Source organism: Thermomonas alba (genome assembly GCF_022419205.1).
GTDB lineage: Bacteria > Pseudomonadota > Gammaproteobacteria > Xanthomonadales > Xanthomonadaceae > Thermomonas > Thermomonas alba.
The window spans coordinates 1-20939 of record NZ_JAJOZU010000004.1 but is presented as its reverse complement, the minus strand read 5'-3'; the positions used below and the strand labels follow the sequence as shown (position 1 = coordinate 20939).

The window sequence follows — 20939 nt, the reverse complement described above, 5'->3', positions numbered from 1 at the left end:
GGCTCGATCCCATTCTCGATATTCATCCATTTGAAATGCAGACTCACGACCATTCCACGCCGTCCTGGCATCCCGCGCTCGAGGTGCGTTATGCGCCGCTGGTCGAGAAACTCGAACGCCTGATCCCGTGCATGGAGGTGCCGCTGCATCTACCATGGATCGACGCGATCCTCGAACTCAAGCGTCGCCGCGGCGCGGTGATCATGGCGCATAGCTATCAGTCGCCGGAAATCTTCCACGGCGTAGCCGATGTCACCGGTGATTCGCTCGCACTGGCGCAGGCTGCGGCGGACTGTGACAGCGACTTGATCGTGCTCTGCGGCGTCCACTTCATGGCCGAGAGCGCCAAGATCCTGGCCCCGGACAAGACCGTGCTGATCCCGGACCTGGAAGCCGGTTGCTCGCTGGCGTCCTCGATCACCGCCGCCGACGTGCGCGCGCTGCGGGTGCAGCACCCGGGCGCGCCGGTGGTCAGCTACGTCAACACCAGCGCGGAAGTGAAGGCGGAGTCCGATGCATGCTGTACTTCGGCCAACGCTGCGCAGGTGGTGAATGCCGTTGCCGCCGAGTTTGGCGTGGACAAGGTGATCTTTCTGCCCGATCGCTATCTCGGTGTGTGGGTGGCGCAGCAGACCGGCATCGAGTTAGTGCTGTGGGACGGTGCGTGCGAAGTGCACGAAAAATTCACTGCATTGGAAGCGCGCCATACCCGCGAGCGTTTCGGTGCCAGGATCGTGGCACACCCGGAATGTGCACCGGAGGTGCTGGCCGAGGCCGATTTCGTGGGCTCCACCAGCGCCATGGGGCAGTGGCTGGCGAAGCAAAAACCGACGCGGGTGGCGATGATCACCGAGTGCTCGATGGCCGACAACCTGCGCAACCAGTTCCCGCAGGTGGAGTTCATCAAGCCGTGCAACCTGTGTCCGCACATGAAGCGGATCACCCTCCCCAATATTCATGCCTGTCTGCGTGATCTGCGGCATGAAGTGACGGTGCCGAATGACGTCGCGATCAGTGCCCGGCGTGCATTGCAGCGGATGCTGGCAGTCGGCCGCAGCGAGCTGGTATGAGCGCGCGTTTGCCGATCATCGTCGTTGGTGGAGGCATCGCGGGATTGGTCACCGCGATTGCGGCGGCCCCGACACCCGTACTGTTGCTGCAGCGCAGTCCCCAATCCGCGAGCCGACTGGCACAGGGAGGGATCGCGGCCGCGGTCGCGGCGAACGATTCGGCACAGGCGCACGCGCACGATACTGCCGTTGCGGGAAGTTTCCACAACGATGCAGCGATCGTCGATTTGCTGACGCGAGGAGCTGCTTCTGCGATCCATTGGCTCGAGACGCTTGGGGTCGTGTTCGATCGCGACGCCGACGGCAATTTGCAGCTTGCGCGCGAAGGTGGGCATGGCCAGTCCCGGATCGTGCATGCTGGAGGCGATGCGACCGGAGCCAGGGTGATGGATGCATTACTGGCGGAAGCGCGACGATCCGGCCATGTCACGCGCTGGAGCAGCGTCGAGGTGGATGGGCTGATGCTGCGCGGAGATCACGTTTGCGGTGTGTGCCTAACACGCGAAGACGGCAGCCGTGAGGCGTTGCATGGGCGCGCCGTGGTCATCGCAACCGGTGGAATCGGTGGACTGTTCGCGCAGACCAGCAATCCCGCAGAGGCAGATGGCAGCGGCCTGGCACTGGCATTGACGGTTGCAGCCACCATGCGCGATTTGGAATTCGTGCAGTTCCATCCGACGGCGCTGGCATTGCCAGGCCGGCACAGCCTTCCATTGGTTACCGAGGCGCTGCGGGGGGCCGGGGCGCGCCTGCTGGATTCTCATGGTGTCCCGTTGATGGCAAGAGTGCATCCGATGGAGGATCTGGCACCGCGCGACGTCGTGGCACGTCGTGTCTGGCAGGCCGGCAGGCAGGGAGGGGCCTGGCTGGATGCGCGGGGCATCGGGAGCGATTTCCAGCGTCGTTTTCCGACCGTGTTTGAGATGTGTATGTCACATGGGATCGACCCGCGGCAACAGCCGATTCCGGTGACGGCTGCGGCGCATTTCCACATGGGCGGGATTGCCGTCGATGCCGACGGGTGCACGTCTATGCCGGGCCTGTATGCGGTTGGCGAAGTAGCATGCAATGGGGTGCATGGCGCCAACCGTTTGGCTAGCAATTCTCTATTGGAAGGAATCGTGTTTGGACGCCGATTGGGGATGCGCTTGCGCTCACTGCCGGACATCATCCCGGGGAGCGGAAACTTCCGGCTGGTACGGCGCGGCCCTGCGCTCACAACGGCGCGCTTGACGCAATTGCGTGAATTGTTGATGGCGGCGATGGGACCCGTACGGCGCAGGGCAGTTTTGCGCGAGGCTAGCCAAGAGTGCCTCGCCCTAGCGAAAGAGGGGTGGCAAGGAGGGGTCGCGTGCGCATTGATCGAGGCCGCCTTGCGGCGCACGCACAACCTTGGCGCGCATCATTGGGAAGATGCGGAAATGCCGGGACAAGGAGCTTCGCTGCGTCAGTTTGCATGATGAAACCGCCGCTCTGCGGATTTCCGTGATCGAATCAGGCCGGTAACGGCATGCCTGCCTCGCCGTGCCAGTAGCCGTTGCGAGCGCCAATCCTGGCAGGAGGGAGATGACTACGGCGTGCTGCATCGAAATGCAATACGACTTCTTCCATCCCCTCTGGCTGTGGATACATGCGCAGAATGTCAACCCCGAGCCCACTCAGCATAGGTAGCTCCGGGCCAAGATCGGTGATGGCTTCTCCTTGGATCGAAATGCCATTGATGCGTAGGAATGGATTGCCTTCGCGTGTGGAAAGCGAAAGACCGTCGGGATGCTCGATGCAGCGGAATCCGCATTTATCCTTCGGCACGTCGAATGCGCGTGCGGTGAAGCAGCGCGCCGAGAATGCCAGCGGCAGCCGACCCCAGGCGATCACTTCCAGTTCCGGAACGGGGGCGCCACTGATGCGGTAGGCGGTCATGAGTTCGGTAAGGAGTGCATGTCCTTGCTCGACGCCTGGGACCCACCGGCGCAGACCATCTTCCACCAGCATTTCCAGCGCGCGATGGTTATAGACGTTGAGGGTTGGTCCGGCTACAAACGGGCGTCCCTTTTCCCTGCACAGCTGCACCGCAGACAGATCGTTGGCCTCGATCCAGAAACCGCCATGGGAGACTTGACGGTCCAGCACGCTGAGTTCGGATTCGGCTTCGATCAGCGCAAGCGTTGACAGCACGATCTGCTTGCCGGATGCGGAAAGCTCTTCAGCAAGCGACAGCCAATCGGAAGTGCGCAACTCGCGCCGTTTACTGCAAACCGTCTCGCCAAGGTAGATGATGTCCACCGGCCAATGGGCCGCAGCACGATAGAACGCCAGTGTGCGCTCGCGTGGCCAGAAATATTGTAAAGGCCCGAGGCTGAGCTTCATCGTTCGCATCTCAGTGCCATGCCCGATGGTAGGGCCCGAGGGTTGTTTGATGGCCTTCGGCGTGACGTGACAGTCCGGCTTGCCATTCCGGCTTGGGCTGCCAGTGAGCCTGGCTGGCGATGACCTGATCGATCGCGTTGCGCCAGATGCGGGTGACCGAGCTGACGTAGGCCACGCCGCGCTGGCGGCCTTCGATTTTCAGCGCGGCCACGCCGATCTGCTTCAATCTGGGAAGCAGCTCCAGCGTATTGAGGCTGGTCGGCTCTTCCAGCGCGTGAAAGACCTCGTTGCCGACTTCGAACCGACCTTTACATACGGTGGGATAGCCTGCAGCTTCGCCAGGGGTGAACTCGTCGATCAGCACGCCATTCAGGCGCACGCTACGACTGCCGTCTGGATGCTCGTCCCAACGTACGAATTTGGCTGGCGAGCACACCCCATGGCGGTTTGGTGATGCGCCGGTGACGTAACTCGAGAGTTGGCAGCGTCCTTCGACCATGATGCACAGACTTCCGAAAGCGAATACTTCCAGCGCCACGGGCGATTTTTCGCACAGGCGTTCCACCTGCTGCAGCGAAAGCACCCGCGGCAGCACTGCGCGGCTGATGCCGAAGCGCTCGAAGGCATAGCGCAACGCTGGAGCGGTAGTGGCGCTGCCCTGCACGGAAAGATGGCGCGGCAGGTTGGGATGAGTGCGCGCGGCATAGTCCAGCACAGCCATCTCGGCCACAATGATGGCATCGGCGCCGAGCTCGGCGGCCTTGTCCACGGCAGCGTACCAATCCTGCAGGCGCGCGCTTTCGGGATAGGTGTTGAGCGCCAGATAGACCTTGGCGTTGCGGTCATGTGCATAGCGGATGCCGGCGCGCAGTTCGTCGTCACTGAAGTTCAGTCCTGGAAAAGCGCGGGCGTTGGTCTGATCGCGAAAGCCGGCATAGACTGCATCGGCACCTGCATCTATGGCGGCTTGCAAAGCAGGCAGATTGCCGGCAGGACAGACCAGTTGCATGGGGGCTCCTCGATGATACGCATGCATGGTCTGGCTCAGACGCTTCGGCGTCATTGACGTGGATCAAACTGCCAGACATCCGGCGCTACTGAAGTTGACGTAGGTCATGGCGTGTCGCACGAGCTACCGCGATGGTAGCGCGGTGCGCGGTCAAGCCCGCGTGTCATCGGAGAACACTATGCTGTCCAGGATGATTCTGTCGATGTATGTGCCGGCGCTTGTGACTGCGCTGGCGCTTGACAGCGCGCTGTCGACGCCTTCTGTTGCGGCCAAGTCAACCATTCATCACGACTCTGTCGCGCAAGTCAGAGATGCGGCCAGACCGAAGGTGCCGGCGCACCGTTGGGCGAGCGATGCAGTACTACGCGCGGGCATGCGCAACCTGCGTGAGGCGACCGAAGCGCTCCACCATTACAAGATGGGGCATCTCGATGATGTCCAGCGAGACAATGCGGTGGAAAAAATCGATGCCGCGATCCGGAACATGATCGCGAACTGCAAGCTCGAGCCGCAAGCGGATGCGGCCTTGCACGGATTGTTGGCGACATTCATCGTGGGTGCCAATGCCGTGCGGGCTGGTACGTTCGGAACGACTGAGCTTGTGTCGATGCAGGAAGCGCTGGCGCAGTATCCGCAGTTGTTCGATGACGCGCAGTGGAGCCAGCCGGCCGAGTGATCAGGCCATTCAAGCGCAGGGAGGCAGGTTGGCCATCGCGCGCAGGTACTGCGTTCTCCAGGGGCAGGCATGCACTTTACGTGCTTCCCCGTGCGCTTACGGAAGCCGATGTGTGCGCTCACATCCAGCCATGATCTGCTGCCACAGCGCATCGACCCGCTTTTCCACCTCGACGTCCAGCTTGATTGGCTTGCTCCAGGCACGCGTGGTTTCCGCTGGCCATTTGTTGGTGGCATCCAGTCCCAGCTTCGATCCGAGGTTTGGGGTGGGGCTGGAGAAGTCGAGGTAGTCGATCGGGGTTCTGTCGATCAGCACGCTGTCACGCGCTGGATCGACGCGGGTGGAAATCGCCCAGATCACCTGTGACCAGTCGCGCACGTCGATGTCCTCGTCGGTGATGATCACGAACTTGGTGTAGGTGAACTGGCGCAGATATGACCAGATGCCCATCATGATCCGGCGTGCGTGGCCGGGATATTGCTTGTGGATCGACACTACCGCGATGCGGTAGGAGCAAGCTTCCGGCGGCAGGTAGAAATCCACGATCTCCGGAAACACCTTGCGCAGCAGCGGAACGAATACGTCGTTCAGCGCCATCGCCATTACCGAGGGTTCGTCGAACGGCGCGCGGCCCATGTAGCTGCCCTGGTAGATTGCATCCTTGCGCAGATGCATGCGCTGGATGGTCATGACCGGGAAGTAATCTTGGGCGTTGTAATAGCCTGTGTGATCTCCGAATGGGCCTTCCAGCGCGGTTTCAGTTGGATCGATGAAGCCTTCCAGCAGGATCTCGCAGCCCGCGGGCGCATCCAGTCCGGTCAATGTGCTGGGCCAGACGCGGGTGCGCTGGCCACGCAGCAGGCCGGCGAATTCGTATTCGGACAGGGTATCGGGAATCGGCGCCACTGCCGCCAGCAGGGTGGCCGGGTCGGCTCCGATCGCCACGAGTACGGGAAATGGCTGGCTGGGATGGAGTGCTTTCCAGTCGGCGAAGTCTAGCGCGCCGCCGCGGTGTGGCAGCCAGCGCATGATCACTTTGTTGCGCGCAATGACCTGTTGGCGGTAGATTGCGACGTTCTGACGTGGCTTGGTGGGGCCTCTGGTGATCACCAGTCCAAGCGTGATGAGGCGGCCGGCATCCTCCGGCCAGCAGCGTTGGATCGGTAGGCGGGATAAGTCGATATCGTCGCCTTCCAGGGTCGCGTATTGAAACGCAGCCTCGCGCACCTTCTGGGGGGCGACGTGCGCCAGCTGTGCCAGCTCCGGCCAGCAGTCGAGCGCCGCGCGCAGGCTGGAGGGCCAGCGCGGCTCGCGGATCGCCGCCAGCAGCTCGCCGAGCTCGCGTAGGGACGCCAGCGGGCGTCCGGCCAGCGCTGCCTCGATGCGGTCGCGATGGCCATACAGGTTGCCGAGATAGGCGTGGTCGCTGCCGAGCGGGTGTTCCATCAGCAGCGCGGGCCCACCTTCGCGTAAGGCGCGCAGGCAGAGCGAGGTGGTTTCAAGTTCGGGGTCGATGGTTGCGGACACACGCCGCAGGTGTCCGCGACGCTCAAGGGCCTCGAGAAAGGCACGTAAATCGTGAAAGCTCATGCGGGCAGGTCGGGGGGCGCGAATAGTCCTGAGTCGAGCGTGTTTGCAAGCGATCGCTTCCAGGGCACGACATCAATGCCATGTGTATCGCGCCAATTGGGATCGAACAGGGTCTGCTGGTAGCGGCTGCCGCGATCACACAAGAGCATCACGATGCTGCCGGTCTGGCCGCATTCGCGCATGGTTGCGGCCAGCTGTAGGCAGGCTACGAAGTTGGTGCCGGAGGAGCCTCCGTAGCGAACGCCGAGCAGATCTTCCAGCAGCAGCGCGGCGGCGATCGATGCGGCATCCTCGACTTCGATCACCGCATCCACCACATCGAACAGAAAGCCGGGCTCCACGCGTGGACGGCCGATCCCTTCGAGCAGGGTTGGTCGGCTTGCGACTGCATTGCGATCGCGCGTGCGCCAGCCGTGCGCATAGGCGCTCCCAGATGGCTCGGCCACGCACAGGCGGGTTTCCAGGCGGCGATAGCGCAGATAGCGACCGATGGTGGCGGACGTGCCGCCGGTGCCTGCGCCGCAGACGATCCAGGTGGGCACCGGTTGCGGCTCGCGGCGTAGCTGGACAAGGATGGATTCGGCAATGTTGTTGTTGCCGCGCCAGTCGGTGGCACGCTCGGCCAGCCCGAACTGGTCGAGATGGCAGGCGCCGTTGCTGGCGTGTTCGGCGGCGCGCGCATGCACGGTCAGCGGGTCTTCGACCAGGTCGCAAATGCCGCCGAGAGCCTGCACGGCGGCGATCTTCTGTGGCGCGGTGCAGGCCGGCATCACGGCGATGAACGGCAGGCCCAGCAGTCGCGCGAACCAGGCTTCGGAAATCGCGGTGCTGCCGGAGGAGGCATCCACCACGGTCTGACCCCGGCCCAGGCGGCCATTGCACAGCGCATACAGGAACAGCGAGCGCGCCAGCCGGTGTTTCAGGCTGCCGGTCGGATGGCTGGCCTCGTCCTTGAGATAGAACGGGATCCCGGGGAATCCCGGGAAGTCCAGCCGCAGCAGGTGGGTATCGGCGGAGCGGGTGGCTTCCTGCTCCAGTTTGGCAATGGCGTCATGCACCCATGCACGGGCTTCGGGAAATCGCGATCCATCCATCCGCTGCTCTTGCGGCGGATATGGCATGGGTTCGATTGGTGACCGCACCCAACTCATTGGGCAAGCATTGCGCGGATGCTCGAACCAAGATAGTCGAAGTACAGGTCGATATAGCTGATGCCGTTCTCGTGGTCGATCAGATAGGGATTCATGAGGGTGTGGCGCAGGATCAGCAGGCGGTCGTTGCCATCTCTTCCGAGGCTGGCCAGGTCGAGCCCGAGGACATCGAGGATGCGTCGAGTTTCAGTCTCGCCGAGTGCATCCGGGCGTAGGGTGGTGATCGAGCCGAAGAACTGCTTGTCCTGGAGCGGCCGATTGACGTCGCAGCGCAACTGTTCGTAAAGGCGGCGCAGGAAGGCATTGGCATGGGCGACATCGCGATTGCCGGCCGGATTCAGCGCAAGGCAGACCAGATTGCTGTCCGGCTGGAAGGGAATGACGGCGTGCACCCTGGACTGCATGTCCTCGGCAAAGCGCATAGCACGATCATAGAAAGACTCTGCGGCGTGTACGGTCTGGGCGGTCAGACGGCCGAAGTGGGTGTGATCCAGCGGAAGTACCCGTTGGGCGACATACACCCCGGCTGCTGCCGCGCCGGATTTGGAGCCTTCCAGAATGAATCTTCCCAGGCCCCGGTAGCGGGCCATATAGTCCTGCGAAGGCTTGTCGTGAAAGACGTAGTCGGCCTCTTCGGACAGCAGTGCCGTCGCACGATGGTCGCGGCAGACGAAAGCCCCGCTTCCATAAGGAAGATAGCCAAGCTTGTGGGGATCCACCGTGGCCGAGTCGGTCTGACTCAGTGCGGCGATCGCGGCATACACTTCGGGGGCGGGGAAGCGTTTGAATTCGGCGGCGACGTCTTCGCGCGGGCGAAGGCTGCCATCGGCATTGCGTAGAAGCGTGGCCAGATAGCCGCCCCAGGCGGCATCCACATGCACGCAGAAACCAAGGCCTTCCGCCGCGAAGTGTTCACGCGCCGCCACCACGGCGTCGATCGGGTCGATGGTGCCGTATTCGGTGGTGCCCATGACGGCCACCGTCATCAACACCGGCTGCTTCTCGCGCAGGCAGCGATCCAGTGTCTCCTGCAGCGCCGCCACGTCGATCCGCATGCCGCGCTGGGGCAGCAGTTCGAGCTGGGCGCGGCCGAGGCCAAGCAACTTGCAGCCCTTGCTCCATGAATAGTGAGCAGTGATCGGCGCCAGCACCTTCGGGGGGCGCAGGCTCGGGTGCTGGGCGAAGAAGGCGGCAAGGCCAAGATGCTCGATGCGTGAACGCTCGACCTTCTCCCGCCAGCGCCTGCGCATCCCGCCATCGGCTTCGGCTTGCCAGCGTTGCCAGGCCTCGACTAGCTCGATGGCGCGTTGGGGATGCAGGTTGAAGGCGTGCCAGGCATCCTCGGGCAGCGGAAGATCCCCGATCCCGGACGCCCACAGCGCGACTGGAAAGGCCTTCATCGCAAGCGCCAGCCGCAGCGCCTGGTAATTGGCCAGGGTGCCGCCGGAGGTGAGGTGACCGAATGCGCAATCCGGGCGGCTCGGGTCGTTGGGGTATCCGAGCATTCCGGCGAGCTGGAGCCCCGCTTTGACCTCGAGATCCACTGTGACGGGCGCGGCATCCTCGGAGACGTTGTTGGGGTTGTAGGGCAGGGTCAGGATGTGCGCGGCCAGGCCCGGAAGCAGGAGATCGGAGGCCATGTGGCCGATGTAGCGTGGGCTGTGAAACGGCACCGACTTCTTCAGTGCCGCCGACAGCTGGTGCAGCTCGCGGCGCATGCGCGCTTCGAAGGCCTGGTAGTCGGGGCGTTGTGCCGCCGCCGTGGAGATCGCCGGAGGATCCTCCGGATGGAAGTTGCGGCGCCAGTACACGTGGTCGCGTAGGAACTCGACTAGCAGTTTTTCCAGCAGGGTGTCGTTCTCGCCGTAAGGGCCGAGAAAGCAGGCATCCGGTGCGCGCGCAGGGGCGGAATGGTCTTGCATCGGTCGGAAGCTCTTGGCTAGTGCATCAGCAGGCGCAGCCAGCCGGACGGATCATGCGTGCGTGCGATGCCGTAGATGGTCAGGAACGTGGCCAGCGCCGCCAGGTAGAACGCGACGCGCCGGCGGCGCGGCAGGCGCTCGCGCATGGCCAGGATGCCCAGCGCGATGTACACCACCACCAGCACGACTTTCACGCCCAGCCAGCCGTTCGCGAACACGGCGCCGGGCAGCATCGAGAACAGCATCGTGGCCGCAGTCAGCAGGATGGTGTCGATGGTGTAGCTGGCGTATCTCGGTAGCCAGTGCCACGGCCAGTGCGCGCCCAGCAGCGATGCGCCGCCGCGCAGCGAGAACAGGGTGCCGCTGCACAGCGCGGCATGCACGTGCACCCACTTGATCTGAGGATAGAAGGCCAGCAGAGGCGAGGAAGCGTCCATCGTCATCCACCCTTCCTCAGCCCGTCCGGCCGTCGGCGCGCGGGCGCAGGTAGATCGCCAGCGAGCGCAGCACCCAGGGCAGGAATGCCAGCAGCCAGCCGGCGGCGGCCACCGCCTGCCAAGCATAGGTGTCGGGCGCGATCTCCGCGACGATCCGCACCAGCGCCACCAGCTGCAGCAGCGCGAAGGCGAACCAGCCGGCGGCCGGCATCGCCAGCGGTCGGCCGGAATGGCCCTGGGTCACCCGCGTCACCATCGCCACCAGCAGGCTGCCGAAGAAGCCGATGAACAGCGCATGCGCCGGGCCGCGGCCGAGCAGGAACTCGCCGCTGGCGGCGTAGATCGCGCTCTGCAGCGCATACAGCGCGAACGCCAGCGGCAGCCAGGCAAAGCCGATGAACAGCACCCACAGCAGGCCCGGCGCCCTGCCGCGCGGCCACCAGCGCCACAGCGTCCATGCGCTGCCGAGTGCCAGCGCCGCGTCGACCGGCCACAGCCACGCATTCGCATGCACGAGCTCCAGCGCCAAATGTGCCAGCAGCAGGCCCCACAGCGCGGCCAGCAACCACAGCGGCCGCCATGCGCGGTAGCCGGGCACCACGTTGCCGGCGAAGAACGGGAACATCCGGTGCGCCACCGTGGCATACACCGGCAGCAGCAGGCCGAACGTGCCCAGCTTGATCGAAACCAGCACCGTCCATCCGGGCGCGCCGTGCAGGAACGCGACCATCAGCAGCACCCCGGCCAGGCCCAGCGCCAGCGCCGCGAAGCAGGACCAGGCGTGCCAGGTCGGGCCGCGTCCGGCGCGGCGCTCGGCCAGCAGTACCCGCAGCAACTGCACCAGGCCGTAGCTCCAGCCGGCCAGCGTCATCAGCACCCCGACATGGAGCATCGCCGGCTGTCCCAGCAGCAGGCCAGCGACCACCGCCAGCTGCCCGCCCAGCAGTCCCAGCCCGACCGGCACGTAATGCCAGCGCGCCAGTTCCGGCAGCCCCATCCAGCGCGGGAAGGTCGTCATCAGGAAGCCGAACATGAACGGCGGCAGCAACTGGTACTGCATCACGAAGGCATGCATCCAGCCGCCGAACGGGGTATTGGTGGGCAGGCCGATCGCGCTCCAGCGTGCATCCAGGAGCCACAGCAGCCACCAGCCCATCGCCAGCAGCACGTTGCTCGCGCCGACGAAGAACAGCAGCCGGTGTGGGGCGGCTGCCAGTAGGGCCAGCGAGAGCCGGCCGGAAGAAGGGGAAACGATCGAATGCATGTAGGGAGTGTTGCGGTAGTGCCGACCGGCTGCCTTGATCCAAGTCAGAAAGCGGAACCCTGGCCGTGGAGGTGGAGCAGAAGGGGTGCTCCACCGCAACCCGTGCTGTACAACCTTCTCAAGCAGATCTCGATCCAGGAGCCACGCCCGATTCTGGTCCGGGAATGTTTAGGTGTGAGTCGTCAAGAGGTTGTTCCTGGGAACTGGAAGCCGTGACATGGGCGCAATGCATCCCTCATGCACGTGATCGATGCGTGTGAGCCGACAGCGCCTGGATGGCGTTGTTCAGACCTTCCTTAGGAATGGCCTTCCATTACGCACCGCAGAAAGTGCGTGCGCGGTGGTGCTCAGCCGGCGCGCGGATGGCGGGGCATCTGCGCCTTCAGAAACTCCATTTGGTCGGCGAGGATGTTGCGGTTCGACAGGATCAAGTGCTCGACCCAGCTCGGGCGGTAAGGGATGGCCAGCAGCGGCATTCCGGCCTGTTGCGGGGTGCGGTTGCCCTTGCGCGAGTTGCACTGCACGCAGGCGGTGACGACGTTTTCCCACACGTCGCGCCCGCCGCGCGACACCGGCAGCACGTGGTCGCGGGTGAGCGCATGCCGCGAGAACTCGCGCCCGCAGTACAGGCAAAGGTATTGATCGCGGGCGAACAGGGCCTGGTTGGTGAGCGCGGGCGTGGGCGCGATGGCGGCGGGGCGTACGTGCCCGCGCGCGGCGATGATGGGGTGCAGTTGCAGCACGCTGCGCTGGCCGCTGTCGCGATTGATGCCGCCGTGCAGTTCCAGACAAGGGTCGCCCAGGGTCCAGGCGACCGCGCCGCGCGCATACAGGCAGGCGGCATCCTGCCAGCTCATCCAGTCGAGGGCGCGGCCGTGTGCGTCGAGCGCCAGCAGGCGCAGCTGCGGAGCGAATCCTGCAGCGATGGCCGATACGTCCCGGACCGCATGCCGTGAAGCAGCGGGACGAGGGCCGTGCTGGGCCAGACGCAAGATCGCGCTGTCGCTCTCCATCGGGAGATCAGCTTATACCGCGTCCATGACGGTTTGTGTACCGCCCCGAGGCATATGCGCTCCCGGCTGTGATGCTGCCTCCCATACCGTCCAGGCAGCGCCGCTCATACAGTCAGCGCGCCGAGTTCCCGGGCGGGAACTCGGCGCGGGCTTGCAGGGTGATCGCGGCTTACTGCGGACCGAAGCCGGTGTCGGGCAGGGCCATCAGCGGGCCGGCACCGGCGTCGATCGCGGCTTTGTGCGCCAGCGTGCGCGGCAGCACGCGGGCGAAGTAGAAGCGGGCGGTGTCGCGTTTGGCGTCCTTGAACGGCTGCGGGCGCTGCGACGCATTGGCGGCGGCCACGCTGCGCGCCCACCAGTAGGCCAGCACCACGTAGCCCGAATACAGCAGGTAGTCGGTGCTGGCTGCGCCCAGCTCCTCCGGATTGGTCGCCGCGCGTTGCAGCACGTTCCGGGTCAGGCTGGCCCATTCCTCGCACTTGGCGCGCAGCGGCGCGATGAACTCGGCCAGCGCGGCATCGCCCTCGTGCTGCTTCGCGAAGGCCTCCACTTCGGCCAGGAACAGCTTCAGCCCGGCGCCTTGCGTGGCCGCGGTCTTGCGCCCGATCAGGTCGAGCGACTGGATGCCGGTGGTGCCTTCATACAGCGTCGTGATGCGGGCGTCGCGCGCGTACTGTTCCATCCCGTGCTCGTGGATGTAGCCGTGGCCGCCGAAGCACTGCAGGGCGTTGTAGGTGTTCTCGATCGCCCATTCGGTCAGGCAGGCTTTGGAAATCGGCGTCAGCCAGCTCACCAGGGTCTCGGCGCGCTCACGCTCGCCGGCATCGGTGGCCTTCTCGGCCACGTCCAGCAGCGAGTAGGCATGCAGGGACAGCAGGCGGCCGCCTTCGATCAGCGCTTTCTGGGTGAGCAGCATGCGGCGCACGTCCGGCTGTACGATCAGCGGGTCGGCCGGCTTGTCCGGGTATTTCGGGCCGGACAGCGAACGCGACTGCAACCGCTCGCGCGCGTAGCGCAGCGCGTTCTGGTAGGCGCGCTCGGACAGCCCCAGGCCCTGCACGCCCACGCCCAGGCGGGCGGAGTTCATCATCACGAACATCGCCTGCAGGCCCTTGTGCGGCTGCCCGACCAGGTAGCCCTCGGCGCCGTCGAAGTTCATCACGCAGGTGGCCGAGCCGTGGATGCCCATCTTGTGTTCGATCGCGCCGCAGCGCACCGCGTTGCGCTCGCCCACCGTGCCGTCGCGCGCGACCTTGAACTTGGGCACCACGAACAGCGAGATGCCCTTGGCGCCGGGCGGCGCGTCCGGCAGCTTGGCCAGCACCAGGTGCACGATGTTGGGGACGAGGTCGTGCTCGCCGGCGGTGATGAAGATCTTGGTGCCGGTGATGGCGTACTTGCCGTCGGCGATAGGTTCGGCGCGGGTCTTGATCAGGCCCAGATCGGTGCCGCAGTGCGGCTCGGTCAGGCACATGGTGCCGGTCCAGGTGCCGGCCACCAGCGGTTTCAGGAAGACGTCCTGCTGCCAGTCCTCGCCGTAGGTCTCCAGCGCCTTGACCGCGCCGTGGCTGAGCATCGGGAAGTTGCCCCAAGCCAGGTTGGCGCTGTCCACCATTTCGGTGAGGACGCCGCCCAGCAGCGCGGGCATGCCCTGGCCGCCGTGCTCGGGGGCGTTGGTGAGGCCGGTCCAGCCGCCTTCCACGAACTTGTCGAAAGCCTCTTTGAAGCCGGGTGGAGTGGTCACGCTACCGGTCGTCTTGTCGTACTGGCAGCCGACCTCGTCGCCGACCCGGTTGAGCGGGGCCAGCACGGTCTCGGTGAAGCGAGCGGCTTCGTCCAGCACCGCGTCCACCAGCTCGCGGTTGGCGTCGGCATAGCCCAGGCGGGCGAACAGGGCCTCCGCGCCCAGCACGTCGTACAGGCCGAAGCGAAGGTCATCCAAGGGGGCTTTGTAGGTGCTCATGAGGAACAGTCCATCACCGGCGTGGGCCGCCGATCGGCCCACCTCAGGACTTGAGCATACTACAGCGTATGGTGTGATGGCGTGACCGCCGCCGTGGCCGGGTCAGCGCAGCGCGCCGGGCAGGCCGGGAACCGGCGAAAGGGCGCTTTCGCGCTGGATCGTCCACGCCCTCTGCTTGCCATCCTGTGGGGTGGCGTCGAGGCTGCCGGACAGGGTGTAGGACAGTGCGGCGCCGTCCGCGAGCGCGGCGGCAACGCGCGCCCGGCCGGCAGGCAGCGGGGTCAGGGTGGCGTTGACCACGTCTGCCGATTCCGGGCCGACATCGAGCCCAGGCGACAGTTCCAGCTGCGCCGCCGGGCCGTTGTCGAACGCCAGCGCCAGCGCGACGCGGTCGAACCGCATCGGCACGCTGCTGTAGTTCTGCAGGCGCAGCTGCACGTCCCACTCACCGTCGGCGCGCACGCGCAGCTGCTGGATGCTGGCGGTCGGTTCCGAGACCCGCCGCACCGGCCCGCTGCTGCAGGCGGAGAGCGCCAGCACGGCGGCGGCCAGGGTGGTGCTGGCAAGGCAGGCAAGCACGCGCATCGGGCGCATCTTAGAAGCCTTGCTCATTGACGGGGACGGGCTGCTCGCGGATGTATTGATCCTTGGCGGCGACGAAGGCCTCGGCATAGCGATAGGCCTCGCGTCCCAGGGCGATGCGCGCGGCGTCGTCCTGCGGCGTGTCGCGGTGGGCACCGACCAGTTGCGTGTACAAGGTCAGGGCGATGTCGTGGATGTCCATGTGGTGTTCCCCCTAGGCTAAGTGGCGACCATACACCCGCAGGTGATGAGCAGGAACCTACGGGTGGTAAGGTGAGGAAGCAAGAAGCATCGGACGCTAGGAAATTTGTCGAATTGCATCTTCGATATGCTTTGCCTATGATTCCGCGCCGTGACGCACGTCACGGATATGCTTGGGGATTGGAGTTCTGAAACATGGCACAGGGAGGTGGGCAGGCGCAGACTGCCGGGCTGCGCGTGTGCGCGGAAAACAGCAATTCCGACGCATCGAGGCTTGAAGTCGAACGACGGGACGCCGGCCTGTATGGTCTGGTGCTGCTGGCACAGTTCCACGGCATCGCCGCCGACCCGGCGCAATTGGCGCACCAGTTCGGTGATGGCGGCAAACCGTTCGACGAGCCGGCGCTGCTGTTGGCGGCCAAACAGCTGGGCCTGAAGGCAAAAATCACTCACCCGCCGGCGGCGCGCCTCGCTTTCGCCAGCTTACCTGCGCTGGCACTGGATGAGGAAGGTCGGCATTTCATCGTGGCCCGCACGAGCGAGGACGCCGTCCTTATCCACGACCCGGCCGAACAGCGCCCTCGCAAGCTGTCGCGCGAGGAGTTCGCGAACCGCTACCAAGGTCGCCTGTTGCAGGTGGCCTCGCGGGCCTCGGTGCTGGGACAACTGGCGAAATTCGACTTCCGCTGGTTCGTGCCGGCGGTAGTCAAGTATCGCAAACTGCTCGTCGAGGTGCTGGTCGCTTCGCTGTTCATCCAGCTGTTCGCACTGGTGACGCCGTTGTTCTATCAGGTGGTGATGGACAAGGTGTTGGTGCACCACGCCATCACCACGCTGGAGGTCGTGGCCGTGGGGCTGGTATCCATCGCGCTGTTCGACGTGGTGCTGACCGGGCTACGCAGCTATGTGTTCGCCCACACCACCAGCAAGATCGACGTCGAACTGGGTGCGCGCCTGTTCCGGCACATCTTGGCTCTGCCGCTCAGCTACTTCGAGTCGCGGCGGGTGGGCGATACCATTGCCCGGGTGCGGGAGCTGGAGAACATCCGCAGCTTCTTGACTGGGCAGGCACTGACCTCGCTGCTGGATCTGCTGTTCACCGTGGTGTTCCAGCGGCTGGCTGACCCTGATCGTGGTGCTGTCGCTGCCGGCCTACGCGCTGTGGTCGGCGGCGATCACGCCGGTGTTGCGCAAGCGGCTGGATGAGAAGTTCGCCCGCGGCGCGGACAACCAGGCCTTCCTGGTGGAAACCATCAACGGTATAGGCACGGTCAAGGCCACCGCCGTCGATCCGCGCGTCACCCGTACCTGGGACAACCAGTTGGCGGGGTACGTCGGCGCCTCGTTCCGCGTCACTCGGTTGGCGACCATCGGCCAGCAGGGCATCCAACTGGTGCAGAAGCTGGTGGGCATCGCAATCCTGTTCTTCGGGGCGCGGCTGGTCATCGAGGGCAAGCTGTCGCTGGGCCAGCTGATCGCCTTCAACATGCTGGCCGGGCAGGTGGCCGCACCGATCGTGCGGCTGGCACAGCTGTGGCAGGAGTTCCAGCAGGTCGGCATCTCGGTCGAGCGGCTGGGTGACATCCTCAATACCCGTACCGAACTGCCGGGCAGCAAGATGGTACTGCCCGCGATCCGAGGCCGGGTGACCTTCGAGCGCGTGACGTTCCGCTATCGTCCGGACGCTGGCGAGGTGCTGGCCGGCATCGATCTGGACATCGCGCCGGGCGAGGTGATCGGCATCGTCGGGCGCTCCGGCTCGGGCAAGAGCACGCTGACCAAGCTGGTGCAGCGGCTGTACGTGCCCGAGCGCGGGCGGGTGCTGATCGACGGCCACGACCTGGCGCTGGCCGATCCGGCCTGGCTGCGCCGGCAGCTGGGCGTGGTGCTACAGGAGAACTTCCTGTTCAACCGCAGCGTGCGCGAGAACATCGCGCTCAGCGATCCGGGCCTTGGACTGGAGCGGGTGATCCACGCGGCGAAGCTGGCCGGCGCGCACGACTTCATTCTGGAGCTGCCGGAAGGCTACGACACCGTGGTGGGCGAGCATGGGGCTTCGCTGTCCGGTGGACAGCGCCAGCGCATCGCCATTGCCCGCGCCCTGATCACCGATCCGCGCATCCTGATCCTGGACGAGGCCACCAGCGCGCTGGACTACGAGTCCGAGCACGCGGTGATGCGCAACATGCGCGCTATCTGCAAGGGGCGCACCGTGCTGATCATCGCCCACCGCCTCTCCACCGTGCGGATGGCCAACCGCATCGTGGTGGTGGAGAAGGGCCGCATCGTGGAAGCGGGTCCTCACGCGGAGCTGGTGGATCGCCCCGGCGGCCACTACGCCCGGCTGCACCAACTCCAGCAGGGGCTGGCATGAAGCACATATTCGCTGCCCTGCGCGAATTCCTCGCGCGCTACACGGAAGTCTTCAAGGCCGCCTGGTCGATCCGCGCCACCTTGGATCCGCCCCGGCGCAGCGAAGACGAACTCGCCTTCCTGCCGGCGCACCTTGAACTGACCGACACGCCGGTCTCGCCCGCCTCGCGCTGGATCATGCGCGCGATCATGGCGTTCTTCGCTGTCGCGCTGCTGTGGGCCTGCATCGGCCAGCTGGAGATCGTGGCGGTGGCGCCGGGCAAGACGGTGGTGGGCTCGCGCACGAAGGTGGTGCAGCCGTTGGAAGCCGGCGTGGTCAAGCGCATCCTGGTGCGGGACGGGCAGGCGGTGAAGGCCGGCGATCTCCTGATCGAACTGGATGCTACCGCCGCGGACGCCGACTACGAACGCGCCGGCGAAGCGTTGATGGCCGCCAAACTGGCCGAGCTGCGCCTGGCGGCCCTGGCCGATGCCTATGCGCACGACCGCCTCCCGCAGCTGGCTGGCAATCCCGGCCTGCCGGAAGCGCGCTACGCGGCGGAACGCGCGCTGGCGTCGAGCCAGTTCCAGGCGTATCGCGCACGCCGGGGCAATCTGCAGGCCACGCTGGCGCAGCGCCGGGCGGAACTGTCCACGATCGACGCCTTGATCCCGCCGCTGGAACAAACCGCGCGCATCGCCGCGGAACGCGCGGCGGACTTCGCCCGGCTGGTGGAAGGCAAGTACGTGGGCCGTCACGACTACCTGCTGCGCGAGCAGGAGCGCATTGCCGCCGAGCGGGATCTGGCCGCCCAGCGCCGCCGCCGGGTGGAAGTACAAGCGGCGATACAGGGCGCGGCGGAAGAACTGCGGGTGCTGGACACCGACGCCTTGCAGCAAACGCTGGACGATCTGCGGCAGGCGCGCGAACAAATGGCCCAGTCCCAGCCGGAGGTTGCCAAGGCGGGGCAGCGCGACCAATTGATGCAGCTGCGCGCCCCGGTGGACGGCACCGTGCAGCAGCTGGCCGTGCACACCGAGGGCGGCGTGGTGACGCCGGCGCAGGCGCTGCTGGCGGTAGTGCCGAGTGCGGACACGCTGGAAGTGGAGGCCACGGTGCTGAACAAGGACATCGGCTTCATCAAGCCGGGCCAGCGCGCCACGGTGAAGGTGGAGAGCTTCCCGTACACCCGCTACGGGTATCTGGAAGGGGTGGTGGAGACGATCTCGCACGATGCGGCGCAGGACGAGCATCTGGGGCTGGTGTTCCCGGCGCGGGTGCGGTTGCGGAATGCGGCGCTGGTGATCGACGGGGTGAAGGTGAAGCTCACGCCGGGCATGAATCTGAGCGTGGAAATCAAGACCGGCAAGCGGCGGGTGATTGATTACCTGTTGAGTCCGTTGCAAACGCATGCGCAGGAGGCGATGCGGGAACGGTAGCGCAAAGATGTCGCCATGGAACTGGAAAAAGCGTCGTTGGGATTTCGAACGTTGTGGAGGCTGTCCGTGAGGATTGTGGTCGGGAATGAGGCTTTTTTGAATCGGCGAGTTCAACTCTGATTCGCAACAGTGTTGACTGATTCCTCGGCGAGTTCCCCGCTATGCGCCTGATCCAAAATTAATTCTCATTGAGGTGAATTCAGTGAATAACGATAATGACAGAGTCCTTTTGCGTGTTTGGGTAATTATTTTATTTATTTCAATCCCGTTTTCCTGGGTTGCCCTTGAAATGCCACGTCTTTCAATTTCGTCAATTTGTCCGGCGTCTCAGGAAAATACAAATGGCGCTTTCATTTATTTTTCATCAATGATAGTCATTGTTCTGCCGGTAATGTTATTTATTAATTATAAAAAACATAATCAGTACATGAAGTCAAGGATTGAAAGTGGATTGAGTGTGAAGTTTTCGGTTGTTGCTTTTATTTTAATTATAGGCGTTGTGATGGCGGTTTTGCCCTACTTGTTGGTGTGTCGCGATGCGGGAGGAGGGTATGGGAGGGCAATGCTGGTGAGTCGAATGTTGAAATCTGGCTGGTTTGGATTGTCAATTGGTGGTTCCTTTATAGGTTTGATCGTTTATTTTTCGTTTGTTGTAATATTTATTTTCTCAGCCCGTGCTGATTCGCAATTACTGCCATAATAAATGAGGAATTGACGGTGCCGTAAAGTGAGAATTTTAGTTTTGATGAACTTCAGGAATATCTCCTTCAGTATGTATCCTTCTCTGATGGGTTTGCGGATGGATATAAGCTGGCGTATGACGCAGCAATTAAACAAGGGCGAATTCCATTTGAAGCAACGCTTGAGGGAATAAATTCAGGATATCGGGCTGGAAAAGGGTGTCAGAGACACTTTTAAGGAAGAGTCTCTCCGTGAAAGTGTCTCTAACACCGTTTTCCCGAGGGCGCTGTTTTTTTTACTTGGGTTTTCTGGGCGTCGTCTTTTTGTGAATAATGACTGGAATGTGTTATGAATAAGTTTGCGAATAAAATCAAAGATGGATTAAGGGGGAGTCCATTCTTTAACTATATCAATATGACAATTTTGATTGGATGTGTTTTGTGTGGGTTATTTTTTTCACATAGCGTTGGCGCTGGTTTCCTGAAGGGGATAGCGTCGCTAGATGTTTTTCCTTTTACTTCAATTGATCGTCATGCTGATCGAAGTTTATATCCGGATGCTGTGCGGGGGCAGTTGATAATGCTATGGCTATGTTCGCCTATCCTATTTTTTTCGACCTACATTAGATCTGTCAGGTTTCCTCATTATATTGGGGGGAAGAAGATTTTCTTCATTCTGATCATGGGTGGGGTGTTTTTATTCTTTAGCATAGTATATGCCCCACCAGAACCATCGTTCTGTAAAGGATGTGAATACGGGAATGCATACGTAGGGGCATTCATACGATGGGGCAAGTTTGTTGCTATTGCGTTCATTGCCGGGCAACTCCGGTTAAGTGTTTTCCCCTCTAAAAACTCAACCAATAAGGAATGATTATGCCGGATGGCTCTCAGCAGACGACCTATATGTCATATTCCGAGTTTAATGCTTGGATGGCGACTTTTTTCGCAACCCCAATTTTCAGGGATGGCGTTGAAGAAGCGACTGGATCCACGCTCGAGGTAATAAGTAGAACGTTTGAAAATGCGGCAAAATCCGCAAGTGAGGATGCCGCTGCATCACGGGCTCTTGCGGAAAAAATTAGCAATCTCACTTCTACCTTAGGGAAGGTCTGAACAACCCGCCCTGACGCCTCGATCTCGGTCTCCCAAGGCAGATTTTTGCCTCGAATGCCGTTCCAATGCCCTGTATACGCGCCGTTTCCGGCGCTTTCAGGCGGGT

At 63.4% G+C, this 20939-nt stretch carries 17 protein-coding genes and 1 pseudogene; 6 read left to right on the top strand and 12 right to left on the bottom strand.

The genetic code is table 11. The features are described from left to right. The first annotated feature begins 35 nt into the window (after window positions 1–35). Window positions 36–1070 carry a quinolinate synthase NadA gene (nadA, locus tag ML342_RS06955; RefSeq protein ID WP_240126321.1) on the top strand — a complete coding sequence of 345 codons (1035 nt, stop codon included), beginning with the start codon at window positions 36–38 and terminating at the stop codon, window positions 1068–1070. Window positions 1071–1078: 8 nt separating this feature from the next. After that, window positions 1079–2530: an L-aspartate oxidase gene (locus ML342_RS06950; protein ID WP_240126320.1), complete on the top strand. Its 1452-nt coding sequence runs from the start codon at window positions 1079–1081 to the stop codon at window positions 2528–2530. A gap of 34 nt (window positions 2531–2564) precedes the next feature. On the opposite strand, the gene ML342_RS06945 is transcribed toward ML342_RS06950, so the two are convergent. Both ML342_RS06945 and ubiU read right to left on the bottom strand, forming a co-directional pair. Beyond that, window positions 2565–3437 (bottom strand): U32 family peptidase, encoded by an 873-nt coding sequence (locus tag ML342_RS06945; protein ID WP_240126319.1) that lies wholly within the window; start codon window positions 3435–3437, stop codon window positions 2565–2567. Between the two features lie 10 nt (window positions 3438–3447). Continuing rightward, window positions 3448–4446: a ubiquinone anaerobic biosynthesis protein UbiU gene (gene ubiU / locus ML342_RS06940; protein WP_240126318.1), complete on the bottom strand. Its 999-nt coding sequence runs from the start codon at window positions 4444–4446 to the stop codon at window positions 3448–3450. A 190-nt stretch (window positions 4447–4636) separates the two neighbouring features. Between ubiU and ML342_RS06935 the strand changes: the two genes are divergently transcribed. After that, window positions 4637–5122: a DnrO protein gene (locus tag ML342_RS06935; protein WP_240126317.1), complete on the top strand. Its 486-nt coding sequence runs from the start codon at window positions 4637–4639 to the stop codon at window positions 5120–5122. A 96-nt stretch (window positions 5123–5218) separates the two neighbouring features. On the opposite strand, the gene ML342_RS06930 is transcribed toward ML342_RS06935, so the two are convergent. The 9 genes from ML342_RS06930 to ML342_RS06890 form a co-directional block, all read right to left on the bottom strand. Continuing rightward, window positions 5219–6712 carry a UbiD family decarboxylase gene (locus ML342_RS06930; RefSeq protein ID WP_275672417.1) on the bottom strand — a complete coding sequence of 498 codons (1494 nt, stop codon included), beginning with the start codon at window positions 6710–6712 and terminating at the stop codon, window positions 5219–5221. After that, the gene (locus tag ML342_RS06925) at window positions 6709–7806 is read right to left on the bottom strand and encodes a PLP-dependent cysteine synthase family protein (RefSeq protein WP_240126315.1); all 1098 of its coding nucleotides are present in this window, start codon (window positions 7804–7806) and stop codon (window positions 6709–6711) included. Before ML342_RS06925 ends, ML342_RS06930 begins: the two co-directional genes overlap by 4 nt. A 53-nt stretch (window positions 7807–7859) precedes the next feature. Beyond that, window positions 7860–9674, bottom strand: a complete 1815-nt coding sequence (locus ML342_RS06920; protein WP_240126314.1) for a pyridoxal phosphate-dependent decarboxylase family protein — start codon at window positions 9672–9674, stop codon at window positions 7860–7862. Window positions 9675–9802: 128 nt separating this feature from the next. Further along, window positions 9803–10228: a SirB2 family protein gene (locus ML342_RS06915; protein ID WP_240126313.1), complete on the bottom strand. Its 426-nt coding sequence runs from the start codon at window positions 10226–10228 to the stop codon at window positions 9803–9805. 10 nt (window positions 10229–10238) lie between these two features. Further along, a complete protein-coding gene (locus tag ML342_RS06910; protein ID WP_240126312.1) occupies window positions 10239–11486 on the bottom strand; it encodes an NnrS family protein in 1248 nt (415 codons plus the stop codon). Between the two features lie 347 nt (window positions 11487–11833). Next, a complete protein-coding gene (locus ML342_RS06905) occupies window positions 11834–12499 on the bottom strand; it encodes an HNH endonuclease (RefSeq protein ID WP_439655178.1) in 666 nt (221 codons plus the stop codon). A 169-nt stretch (window positions 12500–12668) separates the two neighbouring features. Continuing rightward, the gene (locus tag ML342_RS06900) at window positions 12669–14462 is read right to left on the bottom strand and encodes an acyl-CoA dehydrogenase C-terminal domain-containing protein (protein WP_240126311.1); all 1794 of its coding nucleotides are present in this window, start codon (window positions 14460–14462) and stop codon (window positions 12669–12671) included. Between the two features lie 102 nt (window positions 14463–14564). Further along, window positions 14565–15047, bottom strand: a complete 483-nt coding sequence (locus ML342_RS06895) for an LEA type 2 family protein (RefSeq protein WP_240126625.1) — start codon at window positions 15045–15047, stop codon at window positions 14565–14567. Between the two features lie 10 nt (window positions 15048–15057). After that, entirely contained in the window at window positions 15058–15246 is a 189-nt protein-coding gene (locus ML342_RS06890; RefSeq protein WP_240126310.1) for a hypothetical protein, read from the bottom strand. Between the two features lie 236 nt (window positions 15247–15482). Here ML342_RS06890 and ML342_RS06885 point away from each other — a divergent pair. The 3 genes and pseudogenes from ML342_RS06885 (at window position 15483) to ML342_RS06875 (ending at window position 19737) form a co-directional block, all read left to right on the top strand. After that, window positions 15483–17619, top strand: a pseudogene (locus ML342_RS06885) (type I secretion system permease/ATPase). Next, complete coding sequence (locus ML342_RS06880; RefSeq protein ID WP_240126309.1) at window positions 17616–19037, top strand: HlyD family type I secretion periplasmic adaptor subunit; 1422 nt, start codon at window positions 17616–17618, stop codon at window positions 19035–19037. The pseudogene ML342_RS06885 and the gene ML342_RS06880 overlap by 4 nt, the downstream one beginning before the upstream one ends. 202 nt (window positions 19038–19239) lie before the next feature. Then, window positions 19240–19737 (top strand): hypothetical protein, encoded by a 498-nt coding sequence (locus tag ML342_RS06875; RefSeq protein WP_240126308.1) that lies wholly within the window; start codon window positions 19240–19242, stop codon window positions 19735–19737. Between the two features lie 882 nt (window positions 19738–20619). On the opposite strand, the gene ML342_RS06870 is transcribed toward ML342_RS06875, so the two are convergent. Beyond that, window positions 20620–20939 (bottom strand): hypothetical protein (locus ML342_RS06870; protein WP_240126307.1); only part of this gene is annotated, 320 nt, incomplete at its 5' end.